At 61.3% G+C, this 16,506-nt stretch carries 23 protein-coding genes; 4 read left to right on the top strand and 19 right to left on the bottom strand.

Features of this window, described 5'->3' with window-relative positions:
* The first annotated feature begins 20 nt into the window (after nucleotides 1–20).
* From ACK8OE_RS08890 to ACK8OE_RS08875, 4 genes are read left to right on the top strand one after another with little or no spacing between them, the layout of a single operon-like run.
* On the top strand, nucleotides 21–563 hold the full coding sequence (locus ACK8OE_RS08890; RefSeq protein WP_126422914.1) for a disulfide bond formation protein B: 543 nt from the start codon (nucleotides 21–23) through the stop codon (nucleotides 561–563).
* Nucleotides 564–574: 11 nt separating this feature from the next.
* A complete protein-coding gene (locus tag ACK8OE_RS08885; protein ID WP_410272236.1) occupies nucleotides 575–1,144 on the top strand; it encodes a demethoxyubiquinone hydroxylase family protein in 570 nt (189 codons plus the stop codon).
* Nucleotides 1,141–1,590 carry a DUF1003 domain-containing protein gene (locus ACK8OE_RS08880; RefSeq protein WP_410272235.1) on the top strand — a complete coding sequence of 150 codons (450 nt, stop codon included), beginning with the start codon at nucleotides 1,141–1,143 and terminating at the stop codon, nucleotides 1,588–1,590. Before ACK8OE_RS08885 ends, ACK8OE_RS08880 begins: the two co-directional genes overlap by 4 nt.
* Nucleotides 1,590–1,979 (top strand): VOC family protein, encoded by a 390-nt coding sequence (locus ACK8OE_RS08875; protein WP_410272234.1) that lies wholly within the window; start codon nucleotides 1,590–1,592, stop codon nucleotides 1,977–1,979. Before ACK8OE_RS08880 ends, ACK8OE_RS08875 begins: the two co-directional genes overlap by 1 nt.
* Here the strand turns inward: ACK8OE_RS08875 and ACK8OE_RS08870 are convergent, their stop codons facing one another.
* From ACK8OE_RS08870 to rpsN, 19 genes are all read right to left on the bottom strand, one after another.
* Complete coding sequence (locus ACK8OE_RS08870) at nucleotides 1,980–2,300, bottom strand: hypothetical protein (RefSeq protein ID WP_410272233.1); 321 nt, start codon at nucleotides 2,298–2,300, stop codon at nucleotides 1,980–1,982.
* Between the two features lie 18 nt (nucleotides 2,301–2,318).
* Nucleotides 2,319–3,734, bottom strand: coding sequence for a Do family serine endopeptidase (locus tag ACK8OE_RS08865; RefSeq protein ID WP_410272232.1), 1,416 nt, complete (start codon nucleotides 3,732–3,734; stop codon nucleotides 2,319–2,321).
* 203 nt (nucleotides 3,735–3,937) lie between these two features.
* Nucleotides 3,938–5,212, bottom strand: a complete 1,275-nt coding sequence (locus ACK8OE_RS08860; RefSeq protein ID WP_410272231.1) for a TCR/Tet family MFS transporter — start codon at nucleotides 5,210–5,212, stop codon at nucleotides 3,938–3,940.
* Nucleotides 5,213–5,222: 10 nt separating this feature from the next.
* The gene (locus ACK8OE_RS08855) at nucleotides 5,223–6,482 is read right to left on the bottom strand and encodes a TCR/Tet family MFS transporter (RefSeq protein ID WP_290796512.1); all 1,260 of its coding nucleotides are present in this window, start codon (nucleotides 6,480–6,482) and stop codon (nucleotides 5,223–5,225) included.
* A gap of 157 nt (nucleotides 6,483–6,639) precedes the next feature.
* Nucleotides 6,640–7,872, bottom strand: a complete 1,233-nt coding sequence (locus tag ACK8OE_RS08850) for an alkaline phosphatase family protein (protein ID WP_410272230.1) — start codon at nucleotides 7,870–7,872, stop codon at nucleotides 6,640–6,642.
* Between the two features lie 129 nt (nucleotides 7,873–8,001).
* Nucleotides 8,002–8,154: a hypothetical protein gene (locus ACK8OE_RS08845; RefSeq protein WP_410272229.1), complete on the bottom strand. Its 153-nt coding sequence runs from the start codon at nucleotides 8,152–8,154 to the stop codon at nucleotides 8,002–8,004.
* A gap of 321 nt (nucleotides 8,155–8,475) precedes the next feature.
* Nucleotides 8,476–8,892 (bottom strand): 50S ribosomal protein L17, encoded by a 417-nt coding sequence (gene rplQ, locus ACK8OE_RS08840; protein WP_410272228.1) that lies wholly within the window; start codon nucleotides 8,890–8,892, stop codon nucleotides 8,476–8,478.
* Nucleotides 8,893–9,152: 260 nt separating this feature from the next.
* Nucleotides 9,153–10,169: a DNA-directed RNA polymerase subunit alpha gene (locus tag ACK8OE_RS08835; RefSeq protein ID WP_013478482.1), complete on the bottom strand. Its 1,017-nt coding sequence runs from the start codon at nucleotides 10,167–10,169 to the stop codon at nucleotides 9,153–9,155.
* 72 nt (nucleotides 10,170–10,241) lie between these two features.
* Nucleotides 10,242–10,631, bottom strand: a complete 390-nt coding sequence (rpsK, locus tag ACK8OE_RS08830; protein WP_013478481.1) for a 30S ribosomal protein S11 — start codon at nucleotides 10,629–10,631, stop codon at nucleotides 10,242–10,244.
* A gap of 14 nt (nucleotides 10,632–10,645) precedes the next feature.
* On the bottom strand, nucleotides 10,646–11,014 hold the full coding sequence (rpsM, locus tag ACK8OE_RS08825) for a 30S ribosomal protein S13 (RefSeq protein ID WP_126420968.1): 369 nt from the start codon (nucleotides 11,012–11,014) through the stop codon (nucleotides 10,646–10,648).
* Nucleotides 11,015–11,362: 348 nt separating this feature from the next.
* Nucleotides 11,363–11,935, bottom strand: a complete 573-nt coding sequence (locus tag ACK8OE_RS08820) for an adenylate kinase (RefSeq protein WP_410272227.1) — start codon at nucleotides 11,933–11,935, stop codon at nucleotides 11,363–11,365.
* Nucleotides 11,932–13,284 carry a preprotein translocase subunit SecY gene (secY, locus tag ACK8OE_RS08815; protein ID WP_126420972.1) on the bottom strand — a complete coding sequence of 451 codons (1,353 nt, stop codon included), beginning with the start codon at nucleotides 13,282–13,284 and terminating at the stop codon, nucleotides 11,932–11,934. The genes ACK8OE_RS08820 and secY overlap by 4 nt, the downstream gene beginning before the upstream one ends.
* Nucleotides 13,285–13,458: 174 nt before the next feature.
* A complete protein-coding gene (rplO, locus tag ACK8OE_RS08810) occupies nucleotides 13,459–13,938 on the bottom strand; it encodes a 50S ribosomal protein L15 (RefSeq protein ID WP_410272226.1) in 480 nt (159 codons plus the stop codon).
* Nucleotides 13,939–14,086: 148 nt separating this feature from the next.
* Nucleotides 14,087–14,263: a 50S ribosomal protein L30 gene (rpmD, locus tag ACK8OE_RS08805; protein ID WP_013478476.1), complete on the bottom strand. Its 177-nt coding sequence runs from the start codon at nucleotides 14,261–14,263 to the stop codon at nucleotides 14,087–14,089.
* 5 nt (nucleotides 14,264–14,268) lie between these two features.
* The gene (rpsE, locus tag ACK8OE_RS08800; protein ID WP_013478475.1) at nucleotides 14,269–14,844 is read right to left on the bottom strand and encodes a 30S ribosomal protein S5; all 576 of its coding nucleotides are present in this window, start codon (nucleotides 14,842–14,844) and stop codon (nucleotides 14,269–14,271) included.
* 12 nt (nucleotides 14,845–14,856) lie between these two features.
* Nucleotides 14,857–15,210, bottom strand: coding sequence for a 50S ribosomal protein L18 (gene rplR, locus ACK8OE_RS08795; RefSeq protein ID WP_013478474.1), 354 nt, complete (start codon nucleotides 15,208–15,210; stop codon nucleotides 14,857–14,859).
* A 3-nt stretch (nucleotides 15,211–15,213) separates the two neighbouring features.
* A complete protein-coding gene (rplF, locus tag ACK8OE_RS08790) occupies nucleotides 15,214–15,747 on the bottom strand; it encodes a 50S ribosomal protein L6 (RefSeq protein ID WP_013478473.1) in 534 nt (177 codons plus the stop codon).
* A 37-nt stretch (nucleotides 15,748–15,784) separates the two neighbouring features.
* Nucleotides 15,785–16,183 carry a 30S ribosomal protein S8 gene (gene rpsH, locus ACK8OE_RS08785; protein WP_126420976.1) on the bottom strand — a complete coding sequence of 133 codons (399 nt, stop codon included), beginning with the start codon at nucleotides 16,181–16,183 and terminating at the stop codon, nucleotides 15,785–15,787.
* Nucleotides 16,184–16,198: 15 nt separating this feature from the next.
* Nucleotides 16,199–16,504 (bottom strand): 30S ribosomal protein S14, encoded by a 306-nt coding sequence (gene rpsN / locus ACK8OE_RS08780; protein ID WP_013478471.1) that lies wholly within the window; start codon nucleotides 16,502–16,504, stop codon nucleotides 16,199–16,201.
* Nucleotides 16,505–16,506: the final 2 nt, after the last annotated feature.

The raw sequence follows: 16,506 nt of genomic DNA, 5'->3' as shown, positions 1-16,506 counted from the left end.
ACCAGAGGTGACCGATTGTGATGAAAGCTGTGCTGTTTTTTAGCCGCTGGTGGTCGGTCATCGCCCTGATCAGCGCCCTGTGTCTTCTGGGCGCGGCGCACGCCTTTCAGACCTTTGGCAATCTCAATCCCTGTCATCTGTGCCTGAAGCAGCGCGACATCTACTGGATCGCCGTCGGCGTGTCGCTGGCGGCCACGGTATGGGCGGTATTTACGGGGGCCAAGGGTCCGCCGCGCGTCTTTTCCTTTGTGCTGTTTGCCATCTTCGCCACGGGCTGCGCCATCGCCATCTTCCACATGGGCGGCGAAGAAAAGTGGTGGGCGCTGCCGGCCACCTGCACCGGCGTGTCGGACGAGGTGTCGATTGATTCCATCGCCGCCATGCTGTCCGGTGGCAAGTTCAAGGCCCCGCAGTGCGACATTGTGGCGTGGCGCTTTCTGGGCCTGAGTATGGCAGGGTGGAACGCCATCATTTCCGGTGCGCTGGCGATCCTCAGCCTGATCGCGTCTCTGCGCCTGCAACTCTATTACCGCCTGTCCCAGCGGCAGGCGAGCGAAGCCTGAGAGGCCTGAACATGACCGAAGCCGCGCTCCGCCAAACTCCTCCCAAGCCCGGCGCGGGCGAGCGTCAGCGCCGCCTGCACGAGATTTTGCGCGTCGATCACGCCGGTGAACTGGCGGCCGTGCATATCTATCGCGCGCAGGCCGCCGTTTTTGCCGCCACGCCGCACGCAGGCTTAAGCGACGATCTCAAGCGCATGGAGGGCGAGGAGCAGGTGCACCTCGACCGCTTTGAAGCCCTGATGCGCGACCATCAGGTGCGCCCGACCGTGATGACGCCCGTGTGGCGCATGGCGGCGCTGGGCCTGGGGGCCGCGACGGCATTGCTGGGCGAAAAGGCCGCCCACGCCTGCACCGAGGCGGTCGAAAGCGTTATCTCGGAACACTATGCTGAGCAGATCGCCGAGACTCAGGCACGCGACCCTGAACTGGCCGCCGAACTGACGGAGTTCCGCGACGATGAGTTGCGCCACCACGACCACGCCATCGAAGAAGGGGCGCACGAAGCCCCCTTCTATCCCCTGCTGTCGGCAGTGATCAAGGGCGGCTGCAAGCTGGCCATCAAGATCAGCGAGAAGATATGAGTCCCGTCCCGCTGCCGCCGCACCGCGCCGAAGACCTGCGCACTCTGGGGGCCAAGGCAGCCGACGGCATCGCCTCCATCGTCGGATCGTGGCGCTTTATCATCATTCAGTCGACCCTGCTGTTTGGCTGGATCGCGGTCAACAGCGTGGCGTGGATGCGCGGCTGGGACCCGTATCCGTTTATCCTCCTCAATCTGGTCCTATCGTTTCAGGCGGCCTTCACCGCGCCCATCATCATGATGTCGCAAAACCGCCAGGCCGAGGTGGACCGTCAGAAGGCCGACGCCGACTACCACGTCAATATCAAGGCCGAAGAAGACATCTGTGGCCTGCACGAAAAGATGGACCTGCTGCGCGAACAGGACGTGGCGCGGCTGATCGGACTGGTCGAGGCGCTGATCGAAGATAACCGCGCGCTGCGGGCCGAACTGGCGAAACGCGACTGATGTTTTCGCACGTCTTTATCGGTATCAGCGATTTCGAGCGGGCGCTGGCCTTCTACCGCCCGCTGATGCAGGTACTGGGGACGCCGGAACGCTTCTGCGATGATCAGCGGCCGTGGGCCGGGTGGCAATCCGAGCCCGGCCCACGCCCGTTGTTCCTGATAGGCAGACCCTTCGATGGCGAGCCCGCAGCAGGCAATGGCCAGATGGTCGCCTTTATGGCCAAGGATCGTGCCACGGTAGATAGAACTTACACTACAGCTCTGGCCAACGGCGGCACCTGCGAGGGTCCGCCGGGCCTGCGTCCGCAGTATCACGCGAACTATTACGGGGCCTATGTGCGTGATCCGGACGGCAACAAGCTATGCGTAGCGTGCCATTTCGCAGAGTGATCAATCCTCAACAAATTTAACACACGTGCCATCGACTCTAGCGACGAGCCGCGTATGAAGATGCGGCGTTGCATACCCGGCTTTCACCTGACCTCCCTGTCTGCAAATAGTTTCTATTCCACCTTCAATACGCGGAAAAGCGAAGAATATACCGCCGGGCAACCGCGTCAGCTTCTGGGTGCGAACACCGCTGACGATTTCGGCAAACGCAATTTTATCGGTATCACCGGATATCAGCGTACTGCCCTTCATATAAAACCAAGCCATTGACACCAAGATTAACGTGGCAAAACCAAGAACATAGCCCCCCAACTTTTTCATTGGCCCGACGCTCCCCGGTTAAAATTGAGCGGTAATATTCTGGCCGCCGCGGCTGATGGTGATGGTGAAGCGGCGCGCCGACTTCATCACCGACTCCAGTTGCGCCGTCGAGGTGATGGCCTGCCCATTGACCTCCCTGACGATATCCCCTGGCCGGAACCCCGCTGCCGCCGCGTAGGAACGCCCGGACAGGGCATAGATCATCACGCCCTTCGACGCCACAAACGGATCGAGCCCGATCTCATCGGCGACGGCCGGCGACAGATTGACGACGGTGGCCCCATTCAGCGGGAAGTTGCCGCTGAGGGCGCGCTGGTCCTTGGGTGCGCCGCTGGGCGGAGACACGCGGGCCGTCAGGCTCAGCTCCTTGCCCGCGCGCAGCACCTTCAGCGCCGCCGCGTCATTGGGATTGAGCAGGCCGACGCGATAGTTCAGCGCCTTGGGGTCGTTGACCGCCTCGCCATTGATGCCAAGGATGACGTCGCCGGTCTTCAGCCCTGCCTTGTCCGCCGGACCGCCGGGATAGACGTCGGAGACGAGGATACCATCCGGACGCGACAGGCCCAGTGAGCGGGCGATTTCGGTGGTCATGCCATCGCCCTTGGCCCCCAGCCACGGCCGCACCAGCGTGGACTTACCGCCCAGCGCCGTATCGACCGCGCGGCGCACCATGGCCGCCGGAATGGCGAAACCGACGCCCGCTGAGGAGCCTGAACGCGACAGGATGAACGAATTAATACCGATCAGGCGGCCATCCATATCGACCAGCGCCCCGCCGGAATTGCCGGGATTGATGGCGGCGTCGGTCTGGATAAAGGCCCCCTCGCCCTGCCCCACATCGGTGCGGTCCAGCGCCGAGATGATGCCGTTGGTGACGGTCTGCCCCACGCCGAACGGATTGCCGATGGCCAGCACCAGATCACCGACCTCAAGGTCGTGGCCTTCCTGAAGATTGATGGTCGGGAATTTCTGCCCGGTGGTGTCGAGCTTGAGGATGGCCAGATCGCTGCGCTCATCGGCCAGCAGCACCTTGGCCGGGAATTCGCGGCGGTCATTGAGCACAACCATGAATTCCTGACCGCCCTGCACCACGTGGTTGTTGGTGACCACAATGCCGTCGGCGCGCACGATGACGCCGGACCCCAGCGACTGCTCGACGCGGGCCTGCGGCACGCCGCCGCCAAACAACTGCCAGAAGGGATCGACCTGCTGACGGGTTACGCGGCGCGCATAGACATTGACCACGGCAGGCGCCGTCTGCTTGACCACGGGCGAGAAGGACGACTTCATGGCACCGGCATCGCCCGGCACCTTGCGCGTCGCCGGGGCCGGGGCCTGATTGAAGCCCTGATAGTCCTGCGACTTGCCCTCCCCCGGTGAACAGGCGGCCAGCACGGCGCAAACGAACACCAGCAGGGCAGATTTCAAGGTCATGGTGATCTCTTTGGCTCTTATCGTCATAGGGACTAATGTAAAAACCAAAATGGCGACTTCAAGGCCGCAAGGTTTGGCCACGAAAAACACGAATACGGTTTTTGCCGACAGCGCGAAGCGCCTTTGGGAGGCGCGTGCCGCAAACCGGGCAAAAGGCAGGGGTTCTGGCGTTCGTGCTTTTCGTGTTTTTGGTGGCTAAACCCTCAGAACAGCGGTTCGTGGTCGTGGTGCACGGGCTTGGCTGTCGTCGGCACCGGTTCGTCCTTTGAGCGGTCGCGCACGCCCAGTGCCATCAGGAAGGCCACGAGAAGCACCACGGCCGCCGAGAAGAAGGCCGCCCCTGACCATAGCTTTTCGACGCCCGGTCGCGTCATCACCGACAGGATATAGCCGAAGACAAACGGCGCAATAATCCCCGACAGCGACATCAGGCTGTTGACCGCCCCTTGCAGCAGGCCCTGATCGCCCGCACCCACGCGCGTCGTCATCAGCGATTGCAGGGCCGCATTGGTCATGCCCCAGCAGCTCATGATCGGAATGGTGATCAGAAATACGCGCCAGTCGGTATTGTAGCCATAGCTCATAAAGCCCACGACGCCGCACAAAAGGCCAATGACCAGAGTCGCCTTTTCGCCAATGCGTTTGACGACCATGCCGGTCAGTCCGCCCTGCACGATCACCGCCCACACGGCGTAATAGGCCATGGCCAGACCGACCTCGCGCCCGCCCCAGCCCAGACGGTAGCTGGCATACAGCACAAAGGTCGCCGGGATGACGTGGTGGGCGAAGTTCGACACCATGCTGATCAGGGCCAGGCGCATTACGCTTTTGGCCTGCCACAGGAAGAGGATTGAGCCGATGGGATTGGCGTTTCTCAGGCTGAACGGCTTGCGGTGATCCTTATCGAGCGATTCCGGCAGGACCAGCGCGCCGTAGAGGGCATTGAGCAGGCTTAAGCCGCCCGCCACCCAGAAGGGCAGTCTCAGGTCGATATGGCCCAGCATCCCGCCCAGCGCCGGGCCCATGACGAAGCCGACGCCAAAGGCCGCACCGATATAGCCGTACATCTGCGCGCGTTCGTCCGGCTCGGAAATGTCGCTGATATAGGCATAGGCCGTGGTGATCGAGGACGAGGTGACGCCATTGAGCAGCCGTCCGATCAGAAGCCACATCAGATTGCCGCTCAGCGCCATGATCAGATAGTCGAGCGCCAGCCCCAGATTGGACATCAGGATGATGGGGCGGCGGCCGAAGCGGTCGGACAGCGACCCCAGTATGGGCGAGCAGACGAACTGCGTGAAGCCCCATAGGGAGTTGAACACCCCGCTCCACCAGCTTGCCGCCGTCACCGAGCCGACAAAGGTTTCAATCAGGCGCGGCAGGACCGGTATGGCCAGCCCCAGCGCCATCATGTCAAGACAGACGGTGATGAAGATGAACATCACCCCCGGTTTGAGATGTGCTTTCACGCCCCCCATGTCGCCTCGGTCAGTGTACGGGGCCGGACGGCGGCGCGCCGTTGCCGTTGTGGCGAATGGCGGCCTTGACGCCGGCGGCGATCAGCAGGGCGATGCCCAGAATGGCGGCCGCCAGCACAAAGGGCGCACCGGCGGTCACCGGCCCGTGGGTCGAGGCCACGGCAAACACCGCGCCGAAGGTCAGGGGCGCGAAGATGCCCGCCGCCGACATCAGGCTCATATTGGCCCCTTGCAGGGTGCCCTGTTCCTGCGGCGCGACCTTTGAGGTCATCAGGGCCTGCGCCGCCGGACCGGTCAGCCCCCACAGGCTCATCAGGGGGATAAAGATGACATAGGCCTGCCAGGTGGGGGCAAGGCCGTAGCCGAGAAAACCGATGACGCCGAAACTCAGGCCCACCAGCATGGCTTTCTTTTCGCCGATGGCGCGCACCACGCGCCCGGTCAGACCCGCCTGCACGATGGCGCTGCACACGCCCACCGCCGCCAGCGTCCAGCCCACCTCCTTGGGGCCCCAGCCGAAGCGCAGGGCGGCATAAAGGACGAAGGTCGTCGGCAGGACCTGATGCGCGAAATTGACCGTCAGATTGACCAGAGACAGGCGCAAAACATCCGCATTCCGGCTGAGGAAGGCCAGCGCGCCCAGTGGATTGGCGGTGCGCAGCGAGAAGGGCTTGCGGTTTTCCGGTGGTAGCGATTCGGGCAGGACAAACAGGCCGTAGCAGAAGTTCAGCAGGCTTAAGCCCGCCGCGACGTAAAACGGCAGGCGCGGATCGACATCGCCCAGCACGCCGCCCAGCAGCGGCCCCAGAACAAAGCCCAGACCAAAGGCGGCCCCCATCATGCCGAAATATTTGGCACGGTTTTCCGGCTGGGTGACATCGGAAATGTAAGCATAGGCAGTGGAAATACTGGCCGAGGTGATGCCGTTGATCAGCCGCCCCAGCAGCAGCCAGCCCAGCCCCGGCGCCATGGCCATCAGCAGGTAGTCAAAGCCCAGACCGAAGTTCGACAAAAGCACAATGGGCCGACGCCCGAAGCGGTCCGACAGCGCGCCCACGATGGGTGAGGAGATGAACTGCATCACGCCCCACAGCGAGCCGAACAGCCCCACCCAGTAACCGGCGGCCGAGACATCACCCACAAAGTCCGCGATCAGGGCGGGCGTCACGGGAATAATCAGCCCCAGCGCCACGATATCGAGGCAGATGGTGACAAAGATAAACGGGACCGCCGCCTTGTGAGGGCGCGACAGTTCGGGGATTCCGCTCACGTTCCAGCCTTGCAGACGAAATAAAACAGCGGACCTACATAGGTCAATTCGCTACGCTTGGCTAGTGCGGCCTGCGTTTTCGACGCGGCATTTTGTTCGATCAACAGATTGTTTTTTATGAGTTATTCTGTGAAATCCATTGCGCGTCATCCCGCACCTATCTGAGGGCAGGGGCCACATCGCGCAAATGGCCGTCCGATGGCTGCGCCTTCAGGTGCATCAGGCGCATGATCAGCGGATAGACATCGACATTGTCAAAGGTCTTCAGCGTCACGCCCGGCCGGATATCCGGCCCGAAAACGATCAGGCGCGTAAACATCTCCGGATTATAGGGATCATAACCGTGGCTGCCGCCCTGTGGCTTCGGCATCCAGTCGTCGCGCGAGGGAGCGACGATGTAGCTGCCCGGATTGGCGAGGCAGACGATCGGCGGCACGCGGCGGTGCGTGCCGTAATGGAAGCGCGCCGGGATGTCCTGTTTGCGCCAGCACTGCATATGGGCGTGCGGTTTCAACAGCGCGGCTTCGACGATCTTTTCCTGACCCACATTGGGGGTGAAACCGGCCGCCTGACCGCCAGAGACCGTCGCGCTGTTGGGTGGCAGCAGGTCCGCCACCTTGATAAAGGTTTCCGGCTTGTGCTGCGTCATGCCGTGGTCGCCGACGATGACGATATTGACCTTGCCCCACAGGCCACGCGCCTTGAGACCGGCGATCAGGTGGCCAATCCCCTCGTCCACTGCTTTCAGCGAGGCGGCGACCTCCGGGCTGTCGGGACCAAAGTCGTGCCCCGCATGATCAACGTCGCTGAAATAGAGGGTCAGGGCCTGCGGACGCTCGGCCTCAGGTACATCGAACCAGGCCAGACCGCGATCAACCACCGTAGTGGGCGGCAGATGATCTTCAAAAGCGGCGTATTTATAGGGCCGCGCCCCGTGGATTTCGGCCTCCGAGCCGGGCCAGAACATCGTGGCCACCTTCACGCCCTGACGATTCGCCGTCACCCAGAAGGGCTCGGCGTCGTTCCACCAGAAGCCGTCGGTTACCTGCTCGCGGTCCGATAGCCTGAAGGTCACACCGGGGCGTTGCGGGTCGCGCATGGTGTTGCCGACAATGCCGTGGTGGTCCGGCCGTTTGCCCGTCACCAGCGTGTAGTGGTTGGGGAAGGTCAGGGACGGAAAGCTGGGGCGCATCGGGCCGGTCGCCCCATTGTCGGCCAGATACTTTAGATTGGGCGTCAGGCCGCGCGTGTGATAGTCGGCGCGCCAGCCATCAATCGAAATCAGGATCAGGGTGTGGCGCGGGGTCGGCGTTTGCAACGGCACACTGGCGCAGGCCGACAGGATAAGCGCGGCCAAACCGCAAAGCCACAACCGCCACAGAGTTCGCATCGTCAACGCCTTTCACACATCTGCTTTCATAGGTAACTAGCGGGCATGACAGGTCGATGACAAGAGGCCTATGCGCAACAAAAAGGCCCCCGGCAGAACCGGAGGCCTGTGTTCAGAAAGGCGGAGGCCTCAATCGCAGGCGCGACGGGCATCGAGCACGGGCTGATCGAAGACTTCCGTCGCATGGCTCGGTTCGGTCTGGTCGGGGTAGGCGTATTCCGTCATCGCTTCGGACAGGGCGAGCGCGCCGCCGACATCAGTGGTCCGGGTATCACTCAGCATGTAAACCTCCGGTTGGGCTTTGGGAACGTCTGCCAATTTCGTCTCTAGAGCGAAATGGCTTTAAGCGGAATCGCCATCTCGCTCTAAATATTTGCTTTGCCGCGATGTTTTTGCGGAAAACCGCTCACATTTTTCGACATATCGCTCTAAGCCACGCTCAGACGAAATCTGCATCTGAACGATAGGGAATAAAGTGGCGCTAAGACAGTCACAGTTGCGCCTCAAACGTTCACAGGCGCGTTAACAGAGGTTGATCGAACGTAAAAAAGGCCTCCGGATCGCTCCGGAGGCCTGTATTCAAAGGGCTGTGTGCCGTTTGACCTATTCTTCGCCAGCGTCGGCGGAGAAGACCGGGCCCGAATCCTGACCCTTGGCGGACTCGTCGCGATCGACGAATTCGATGACGGCCATGGCGGCGTTATCGCCGTGACGGAAACCGGCCTTCATGATGCGGATATAGCCGCCGTTGCGGTCGGCATAGCGCTTGGCCAGCACGTCGAACAGCTTGCCAACCTGCGTCACGTCACGGACGCGCGAGATGGCGATACGACGGTCGTGCAGGGTGCCCGACTTGGCCAGCGTAACCAGCTTTTCGACGAAGGGACGCAGTTCCTTGGCCTTCGGCAGGGTGGTGACGATCTGCTCGTGCTTGATCAGCGAGGCCGACATGTTGGCAAACATGGCGATGCGGTGCGAGGTGGTACGACCGAGTTTACGGTAACCGGAACCGTGACGCATAATAGTTTCTCCATAAGACCACGCCGCTACTTTCGGCTAGCATGGCCCCAAAAACAGGCCCGAAGCTCAAGGTCGAAGGGCCTTCGTGACCCCTGCCCGCTCCGAACGTCCGCCGGACGATGCGTCCTTTGGAAATTACCGGGACAAGGTTTTGGTCTTTCCCGGTAAGTGATCAGGCAATTCGCAGAATCGCCCTCTCATAAAAGGGCAAGAGGCCCGAACCTTGCGGATCGGGCCTCTCATTTCTCTTTTCAGAAGTCTTAGATCTGGTCTTCAAACTTCTTGGCGAGGTCCTCAACATTCTCCGGCGGCCAGTTCGGCACATCCATGCCGAGTGACAGACCCATAGATTGCAGGACTTCCTTGATTTCGTTCAGCGACTTGCGGCCGAAGTTCGGGGTACGGAGCATTTCCGATTCCGTCTTCTGGATCAGGTCGCCGATATAGACGATGTTGTCGTTCTTCAGGCAGTTCGCCGAACGGACGCTGAGTTCCAGTTCATCGACCTTCTTGAGCAGGGCCGGGTTAAACGGCAGCTCAGGCTTGCCTTCTTCGACGATGGCCGGCTTCGGCTCTTCAAAGGTGATGAAGATCTGAAGCTGATCCTGAAGGATGCGCGCGGCATAGGCCACGGCGTCCACCGGCGTCACCGCCGCATTGGTTTCAACGTCGAGCACCAGCTTGTCGTAATCGAGCGACTGACCCTGACGGGTCGGCTCGACGCGGTAAGCCACCTTCTTGACAGGCGAATAGAGGGCGTCAACGGCGATCAGGCCGATCGGCGCGTCTTCCGGGCGCAAACGGTCGGCGGGGACGTAGCCCTTACCGGTCTGAACCGTGAACTCCATACGCACCGAAGCGCCTTCGTCCAGCGTACAGATGACGTGGTCGGGGTTCAGCACTTCGATGTCCGACGGGACGTCGATCATGCCCGCGGTCACCGGACCAGCCGACGACGCGCGCAGAACCATGCGCTTGGGGCCTTCGGCGTGCATACGCAGCGCCAGTTGCTTGATATTGAGGATGATATCGACCACGTCCTCACGAACACCCTCGATGGAGGAGAATTCGTGAACAACGCCGTCGATTTGTACCGCCGTCACCGCCGCCCCTTGCAGGGAGGACAGGAGCACGCGGCGCAGAGCATTGCCGAGCGTCACGCCAAAGCCGCGTTCCAGGGGTTCCGCAACAAGACGCATCTTGCGCTGGGAATCCTGACCGGACTCGATTTGGGGCTTCTCGGGACGAATAAGCTGCTGCCAGTTTCTTTCGATCATTGCGTCCCTCAGACGAGAAAGGTTGCCCTCAGCTTCACGCCGAGGGCAACGGAAAAGGGGTAGAAATCGGTATTAAACGCGACGACGCTTCGGCGGACGGCAGCCGTTGTGCGGGATCGGGGTCACGTCACGGATGGTGGTGATCGTGAAGCCGACGGCTTGCAACGCGCGCAGAGCCGACTCACGGCCCGAACCCGGACCGGCGACGCTGACTTCCAGCGTCTTCACACCGTGCTCAATCGCCTTCTTGCCGGCGTCTTCAGCCGCAACCTGAGCCGCGTAAGGGGTCGATTTACGCGAACCCTTGAAGCCCATGTGACCGGCCGACGACCACGAAATCGCATTACCCTGCGCGTCCGTGATGGTGATCATGGTGTTGTTGAACGAGGCATTGACGTGCGCCACGCCCGAGGTGATGTTTTTACGCTCGCGCTTTTTAACGCGGGAAGGTTCTTTGGCCATAAATCAGATCCCGATTACTTCTTCTTGCCGGCGATGGGCTTCGCCGGACCCTTGCGGGTGCGGGCGTTGGTGTGGGTGCGCTGACCGCGGACCGGCAGGCCCTTACGGTGACGGAGGCCGCGGTAGCAGGCCAGGTCCATCAGGCGCTTGATGTTCATGGACGTTTCGCGACGCAGATCGCCTTCGACCAGATAGTCACGGTCGATGGTTTCGCGGATCTGCAGCACTTCGGCGTCCGAAAGCTGGTTCACACGGCGGGCGTCTTCGATGCCCACCTTTTCCACGATTTCCTTGGCCTTTTGCTGACCAATGCCGTGGATATACTGGAGCGCGATCACAACGCGCTTGTTGGTCGGTATGTTGACGCCTGCGATACGGGCCACGTCTGAATCTCCTGAACGTGCGTTGACACGTTAAAAGGCGAAAGGGACGCGCCTGCCACCCCATCCCTCAGGGATGGCGGGTGAGCGGGCACAAGCGCCTTTCGCGGAAGCTGCCCCTTATACAGAGGGTTTGGCTCCCGTCAATGGGTAGGATTGAGATATTGTCAAGATTCAAACTGAATCTGACAATGTCCCGGTGAGTTCCGTTGTCCGAAGCCGTTAACGGGAGGTGAAAGCCGTTGCAAGCCCCAAAAAGACGGTAGGGTTGGGTTCCAGCCGGAGCCGGAGGGCTGCCCCCGCCCCTGTTTTGGGGTGAAGGCATTGGAAACCGAGGTTTCCGAATCTCAGTTAATTTACATGCTCTGACAGCGCGGCTTCGATACGGGCCGAAACCTCTTCGACCGATCCCATGCCATCGACCTCGACCAGCTTGCCCTGCGCGGCGTAATAGGGCAGCAGAGGCGCGGTCTCGGAATTGTACTTCCCAAGGCGAAACTTGTAAGTTTCCGGGTTGTCATCCGAACGCCCCTGCTCGGCAAAACGCTTTTCGATACGCCCAATCAAAGCGTCGTCATCGACCTTGAGGCGGACGACGATGTCGATAGTCGCATCGCGTTCGGCCAGCATGGCGTCGAGCGCCTCGGCCTGAGCCACGGTGCGCGGGAAACCATCAAAGATAGCGCCGCCCGCCGCTTCGGCCGCCGGCAGATTGGTCTTGATCAGGTCGATCACGATATCGTCGGACACCAGCCCGCCCGTGTCGATGATCGACTTGACCTTCTGGCCCAGCTCGGAACCCGACGCGATGGCGGCGCGAAGCATGTCACCGGTCGAAAGCTGCACCATATTGTGCGCCACAACCAGACGCTTGGCCTGCGTGCCTTTGCCCGCTGCCGGAGGTCCGAAAAGAATCAGGTTCATCTGCCGCGCGCTCCCCGCATTTTTGATTTCTTGATCAGGCCATCATACTGGTGCGCCAGCAGATGCGATTGAATCTGAGCCACCGTATCCATGGTCACGGTCACGACGATCAGGATCGAGGTACCGCCAAAATAGAAGCTGTTGCCCAGGTTCGAGATCAGGAATTCCGGCAGCAGACAGACGATGGTGATATAGGCCGCGCCGATGACCGTAATGCGGGTCAGCACGAAGTCGAGATATTCCGCCGTGCGCTTGCCCGGACGGATGCCCGGCAGGAAGCCGCCATACTTGCGCAGGTTTTCCGCCGTTTCGTCCGGATTGAAGACCAGCGAGGTGTAGAGGAAGCAGAAGAAGATGATCATGGCGGCATAGAGCGCCATAAACACCGGCTGACCGTGCGTCAGTTGAGCCGTCACGCCCGGCAGCCACGACAGCCATTCCGGCACCTTGGACGGGTCCTGCGCAAGGAAGGCCGCGGCCGTGGTCGGCATCAGCAGCAGCGACGAGGCAAAGATCGGCGGGATAACGCCCGCGGTGTTGACCTTCAGCGGCATGAAGGACGATTCGCCGCCCATGACGCGGTTGCCGACCTGACGCTTCGGATACTGCACAAGCAGACGACGCTGCGAGCGTTCCATGAAGACGATAAAGACGATGGCCGCGACCAGAACCAGCACAATCAGCAGAAGGACGCCGGCATTAATCTGCCCTTCCTTGGCCAGAGCCAGCAGGTTAGCGATGGTGCGCGGCAAAACCGCGACGATACCGGCAAAGATGATCAGCGAGGTGCCGTTACCGACGCCGCGCGCCGTGATCTGCTCACCCAGCCACATCAGGAACATGGTGCCGCCCGTCAGGGTGACGACCGAAGAAATGAGGAACATCGGCCCCGGATCGAGCGCCAGACCCGACGCCTGCATACCCGCAGCGATGGAGAAGGACTGGACCAGCGCCAGAATGAGCGTCAGATAACGGGTATACTGGTTAAGTTGCTTGCGGCCGGCTTCGCCGCCTTCCTTGCGCAGCTTTTCCCACGGCGCATAGACCGAACCCATCAGCTGAACGATGATCGACGCCGAAATATACGGCATGATGTTCAGGGCGAAAATCGCCATGCGCTCAACGGCACCGCCGGAGAACATGTTGAACATGCCCAGAATGCCCTGGGACTGACCCGAAAAGGCCCGCTCGAACGCCGCCAGATCAATACCCGGAATGGGGATATAGGTCCCCAGACGATAGACGATCAGCGCGCCCAGAGTGAAGAGAAGACGCTTATGAAGCTCCGTCGCCTTGGCAAAGGCGCTGAAGTTCAGATTGGCCGCTAATTGTTCAGCCGCAGATGCCATGAAAACCTCAAGTCGCGGACGAAACCGATGATTCCGTCCTGTCTGTACCACCCTTACGGGCCCCGCAAGCCGTTGTCAAAGCGAGTGACCTCCGGCTTTGGTCGCATATGGGGAAGCGAAACCGAAAATGCCGCACCCTGATCCCGAAAGATCAGGGTGCGTGACATTTTTGACTTAGGCTTCGGTCTTGGCCGGACGCGCCTGAGCGACCGAACCGCCCGCGGCTTCGACCGCCTTGACCGCCGAAGCGGTGGCCGAATAGACCGACAGGCTCAGCTTGGCCGTCAGTTCGCCCTCGCCAAGCAGGCGCACGCCGTCGAGTTCACGACGGATGACACCGGCGGCCTTCAGAGCGGCAGCGTCGATGGTGGCGGCGGCGTCGAGCTTGCCCGCGTCCACAGCCTGTTGCAGACGCCACAGGTTGACTTCGGCGTATTCAGCGCGGTTGCGCTTGTTGAAGCCACGCTTCGGCATACGCATGTACAGCGGCATCTGACCGCCTTCGAAGCCCAGCAGCGACACGCCGGTACGCGACTTCTGACCCTTTACACCGCGACCGGACGTCTTGCCCTTGCCCGAACCGGGGCCACGGCCAACGCGCATACGGCCCTTGGCGGCGCCTTCATTGTCACGGATTTCATTCAGCTTGGTCATCTGGGATGCCTTTCTTGATAAGATGCGCTGGCACGGAGGCCAACTCGGCTGGAAAAACGGAAACCGTTAAGAAATACGGCTCTCATAAATAGCAAAACGCCCCGACACGAAGGCCGGGGCGTCTTTATTTTAATCTCGGCAGAGCCGCTTACTCAACGATTTCGATGAGGTGAGCGACCTTGGCGATCATGCCGCGCACCGAAGGGGTATCCTCCAGAGTCGAGACACGGCCCATCTTGTTGAGACCGAGACCGGCGAGCGTAGCGCGCTGGTCCTTGGTGCGGCGGATGGGGCTGCCGGTTTGCTTGACAGTGACTTGAGCCATGATGATTAGCCCTCGATCGATTCAGGCGACGAAGCGCCATCGTTGCGACGCGTCAGGATGTCGCCGACCTTCTTACCGCGCTTGGCGGCGATCTGACGGGGCGAAGACTGCACCTTCAGAGCTTCAAAGGTGGCGCGCACCATGTTGTAAGGGTTCGACGAACCGAGCGACTTGCCCACGACGTCAGAGACGCCCAGGGTTTCGAGCACGGCACGCATCGGACCACCCGCGATCACGCCGGTGCCCGGAGGGGCCGCGCGGAGCTGGATCTTGCCGGCGCCCCAACGGCCGTAACCGTCGTGGTGCAGGGTGCGGGATTCGCGCAGCGGAATGCGAACCATCGACTTCTTGGCTTCTTCGGTCGCCTTACGGATGGCTTCCGGCACTTCGCGCGCCTTGCCATGACCGAAGCCGACGCGGCCCTTCTGGTCACCAACGACCATCAGAGCAGCGAAGCTGAAGCGACGGCCACCCTTCACGGTGGCGGCGACGCGGTTGATGTGAACGAGCTTTTCGACAAACTCCGAAGGTTCTTCGGTGCGTTCGCGACGATCGTTGCGGTTTTCGCTGGGACGAGCCATTGAACGTACCCCTTAGAAGTTGAGACCGGCTTCGCGCGCGGCATCTGCCAACGCCTTCACCCGGCCGTGATAGATGTAACCGCCACGGTCAAAGACAACGTCCTTGATACCGGCTTCGATGGCGCGCTGGGCGACCAGCTTGCCCACTTCGGTGGCGGAAGCGGCGTTCGACCCACGCTTGGCAGCCGTTTCGAGCGACGAAGCGGCCGCAACCGTAACGCCCTTCGAATCGTCGATGACCTGAGCGTAGATGTTCTTGTCCGAACGGAAGACCGACAGACGCGGGCGGCCGTTGGAGAGGCTCTTGAGGCGGGTGCGGTTGCGTTGCGCCCGACGAGCCATTTGTTCACGAGGAGAGAGAGCCATGGCTTACTTCTTCTTCCCTTCCTTGCGGCGAACCTTCTCGCCGGCGTAACGGACACCCTTGGCCTTGTACGGCTCAGGCGGACGAATCTTGCGGATCTTGGCGGCGAGTTCGCCGACGACCTGCTTGTCGATGCCCTGGATCTTGATTTCGGTCTGCTTCGGCACGACGAAGGTGACGCCGGCAGGCGGAGCCACTTCGACCGGGTGCGAGAAGCCGAGCGACAGTTCGAGGTTGTTGCCCTTCATGGCAGCGCGGTAACCGACGCCGACCAGTTCAAGGTTCGACTCGAAGCCCTCGGTCACGCCCTTCACCATGTTGGCGATGAGCGTGCGCGACAGACCCCACATCGCACGGTGGCGAGCGGTTTCACCACGCGGCGCAACCGACAGGTTGTCGGCTTCGTGCGTGACTTCGATTTCTTCAACCACGGTCCAGTTGAGCTGGCCCTTGGGCCCCTTAACCGTGATGGCCTGACCGTCGAGCGTGATGGTCACGCCCTTCGGTACTGCAATGGCCTTTTTCCCAATACGAGACATTATGTGTTCCTATGGTCTTAAGTAAGTCCCGCCGGTCTTAGTAGACGCGGCAGAGGACTTCGCCACCAACGTTCAGTTCGCGGGCAGCGGTGTCAGACAGGACGCCCTTGGGCGTGGACAGGATCGCGATACCGAGGCCGTTTTTGATCGGCTTCAGATCTTTGATCGACGAATAGACGCGACGACCGGGCTTGGACACGCGGGCGATTTCCGCGATGACAGGCTGACCGTCGAAGTACTTCAGTTCGATTTCGAACTGCGGGAATTCACCCGGCACTTCGAGCAGCTCGTAACCGCGGATATAGCCTTCGTCCTTGAGGACGTCGAGCACGCGGGCGCGCAGCTTGGACGCGGGGGTGAGCACCTTCGAACGCTGGCGCTGGGCGGCGTTCTTGATGCGGGCGATCATATCGCTCAGGGGATCAGAGATGAACATGTGTGTGATCTTCCCTTACCAGCTGGCCTTGGTCATGCCGGGGATCTGGCCTTCATTGGCCAGCTTGCGCAGGCTGACGCGGCTCATCTTGAGCTTGCGATAGAAGGCGCGCGGACGTCCGGTGACTTCGCAGCGGTTGCGGATGCGGGTGGGTGCCGAGTTGCGGGGCAGCTTGGCGAGGGCAAGACGAGCTTCGAAGCGCTCTTCCAGGGGAAGGGATTCGTCAACAGCCGCCGCCTTCAGCGCAGCGCGCTTGGCAGCGTATTTGTCAACGAGCTTCTTGACCATCTCGTTACGGTTTACAGCCGATTTCTTAGCCATTG

The organism is Asticcacaulis sp. W401b, from assembly GCF_046503825.1.
Classification (GTDB): Bacteria; Pseudomonadota; Alphaproteobacteria; order Caulobacterales; family Caulobacteraceae; genus Asticcacaulis.
This window is presented reverse-complemented; position numbering and strand designations above follow the sequence as displayed.

Bases quoted from the DNA above. Each gene is read 5' to 3' on its own strand.
- ACK8OE_RS08820 (WP_410272227.1), bottom strand. From the start codon at position 11,935: ATGAACCTGATTCTTTTCGGACCTCCGGCAGCGGGCAAAGGCACGCAG.
- rpsH (WP_126420976.1), bottom strand. From the start codon at position 16,183: ATGTTCATCTCTGATCCCCTGAGCGATATGATCGCCCGCATCAAGAAC.
- rplO (WP_410272226.1), bottom strand. From the start codon at position 13,938: ATGACCAAGCTGAATGAAATCCGTGACAATGAAGGCGCCGCCAAGGGC.
- ACK8OE_RS08850 (WP_410272230.1), bottom strand. From the start codon at position 7,872: ATGCGAACTCTGTGGCGGTTGTGGCTTTGCGGTTTGGCCGCGCTTATC.
- rpmD (WP_013478476.1), bottom strand. From the start codon at position 14,263: ATGGCTCAAGTCACTGTCAAGCAAACCGGCAGCCCCATCCGCCGCACC.
- ACK8OE_RS08835 (WP_013478482.1), bottom strand. From the start codon at position 10,169: ATGATCGAAAGAAACTGGCAGCAGCTTATTCGTCCCGAGAAGCCCCAA.
- ACK8OE_RS08865 (WP_410272232.1), bottom strand. From the start codon at position 3,734: ATGACCTTGAAATCTGCCCTGCTGGTGTTCGTTTGCGCCGTGCTGGCC.
- ACK8OE_RS08890 (WP_126422914.1), top strand. From the start codon at position 21: ATGAAAGCTGTGCTGTTTTTTAGCCGCTGGTGGTCGGTCATCGCCCTG.
- rplF (WP_013478473.1), bottom strand. From the start codon at position 15,747: ATGTCTCGTATTGGGAAAAAGGCCATTGCAGTACCGAAGGGCGTGACC.
- ACK8OE_RS08845 (WP_410272229.1), bottom strand. From the start codon at position 8,154: ATGCTGAGTGATACCCGGACCACTGATGTCGGCGGCGCGCTCGCCCTG.
- ACK8OE_RS08885 (WP_410272236.1), top strand. From the start codon at position 575: ATGACCGAAGCCGCGCTCCGCCAAACTCCTCCCAAGCCCGGCGCGGGC.
- rplR (WP_013478474.1), bottom strand. From the start codon at position 15,210: ATGGCTCTCTCTCCTCGTGAACAAATGGCTCGTCGGGCGCAACGCAAC.
- rplQ (WP_410272228.1), bottom strand. From the start codon at position 8,892: ATGCGTCACGGTTCCGGTTACCGTAAACTCGGTCGTACCACCTCGCAC.
- ACK8OE_RS08875 (WP_410272234.1), top strand. From the start codon at position 1,590: ATGTTTTCGCACGTCTTTATCGGTATCAGCGATTTCGAGCGGGCGCTG.
- rpsK (WP_013478481.1), bottom strand. From the start codon at position 10,631: ATGGCCAAAGAACCTTCCCGCGTTAAAAAGCGCGAGCGTAAAAACATC.
- rpsE (WP_013478475.1), bottom strand. From the start codon at position 14,844: ATGGCTCGTCCCAGCGAAAACCGCAACGATCGTCGCGAACGCACCGAA.
- ACK8OE_RS08860 (WP_410272231.1), bottom strand. From the start codon at position 5,212: ATGGGGGGCGTGAAAGCACATCTCAAACCGGGGGTGATGTTCATCTTC.
- ACK8OE_RS08880 (WP_410272235.1), top strand. From the start codon at position 1,141: ATGAGTCCCGTCCCGCTGCCGCCGCACCGCGCCGAAGACCTGCGCACT.
- ACK8OE_RS08870 (WP_410272233.1), bottom strand. From the start codon at position 2,300: ATGAAAAAGTTGGGGGGCTATGTTCTTGGTTTTGCCACGTTAATCTTG.
- rpsN (WP_013478471.1), bottom strand. From the start codon at position 16,504: ATGGCTAAGAAATCGGCTGTAAACCGTAACGAGATGGTCAAGAAGCTC.
- secY (WP_126420972.1), bottom strand. From the start codon at position 13,284: ATGGCATCTGCGGCTGAACAATTAGCGGCCAATCTGAACTTCAGCGCC.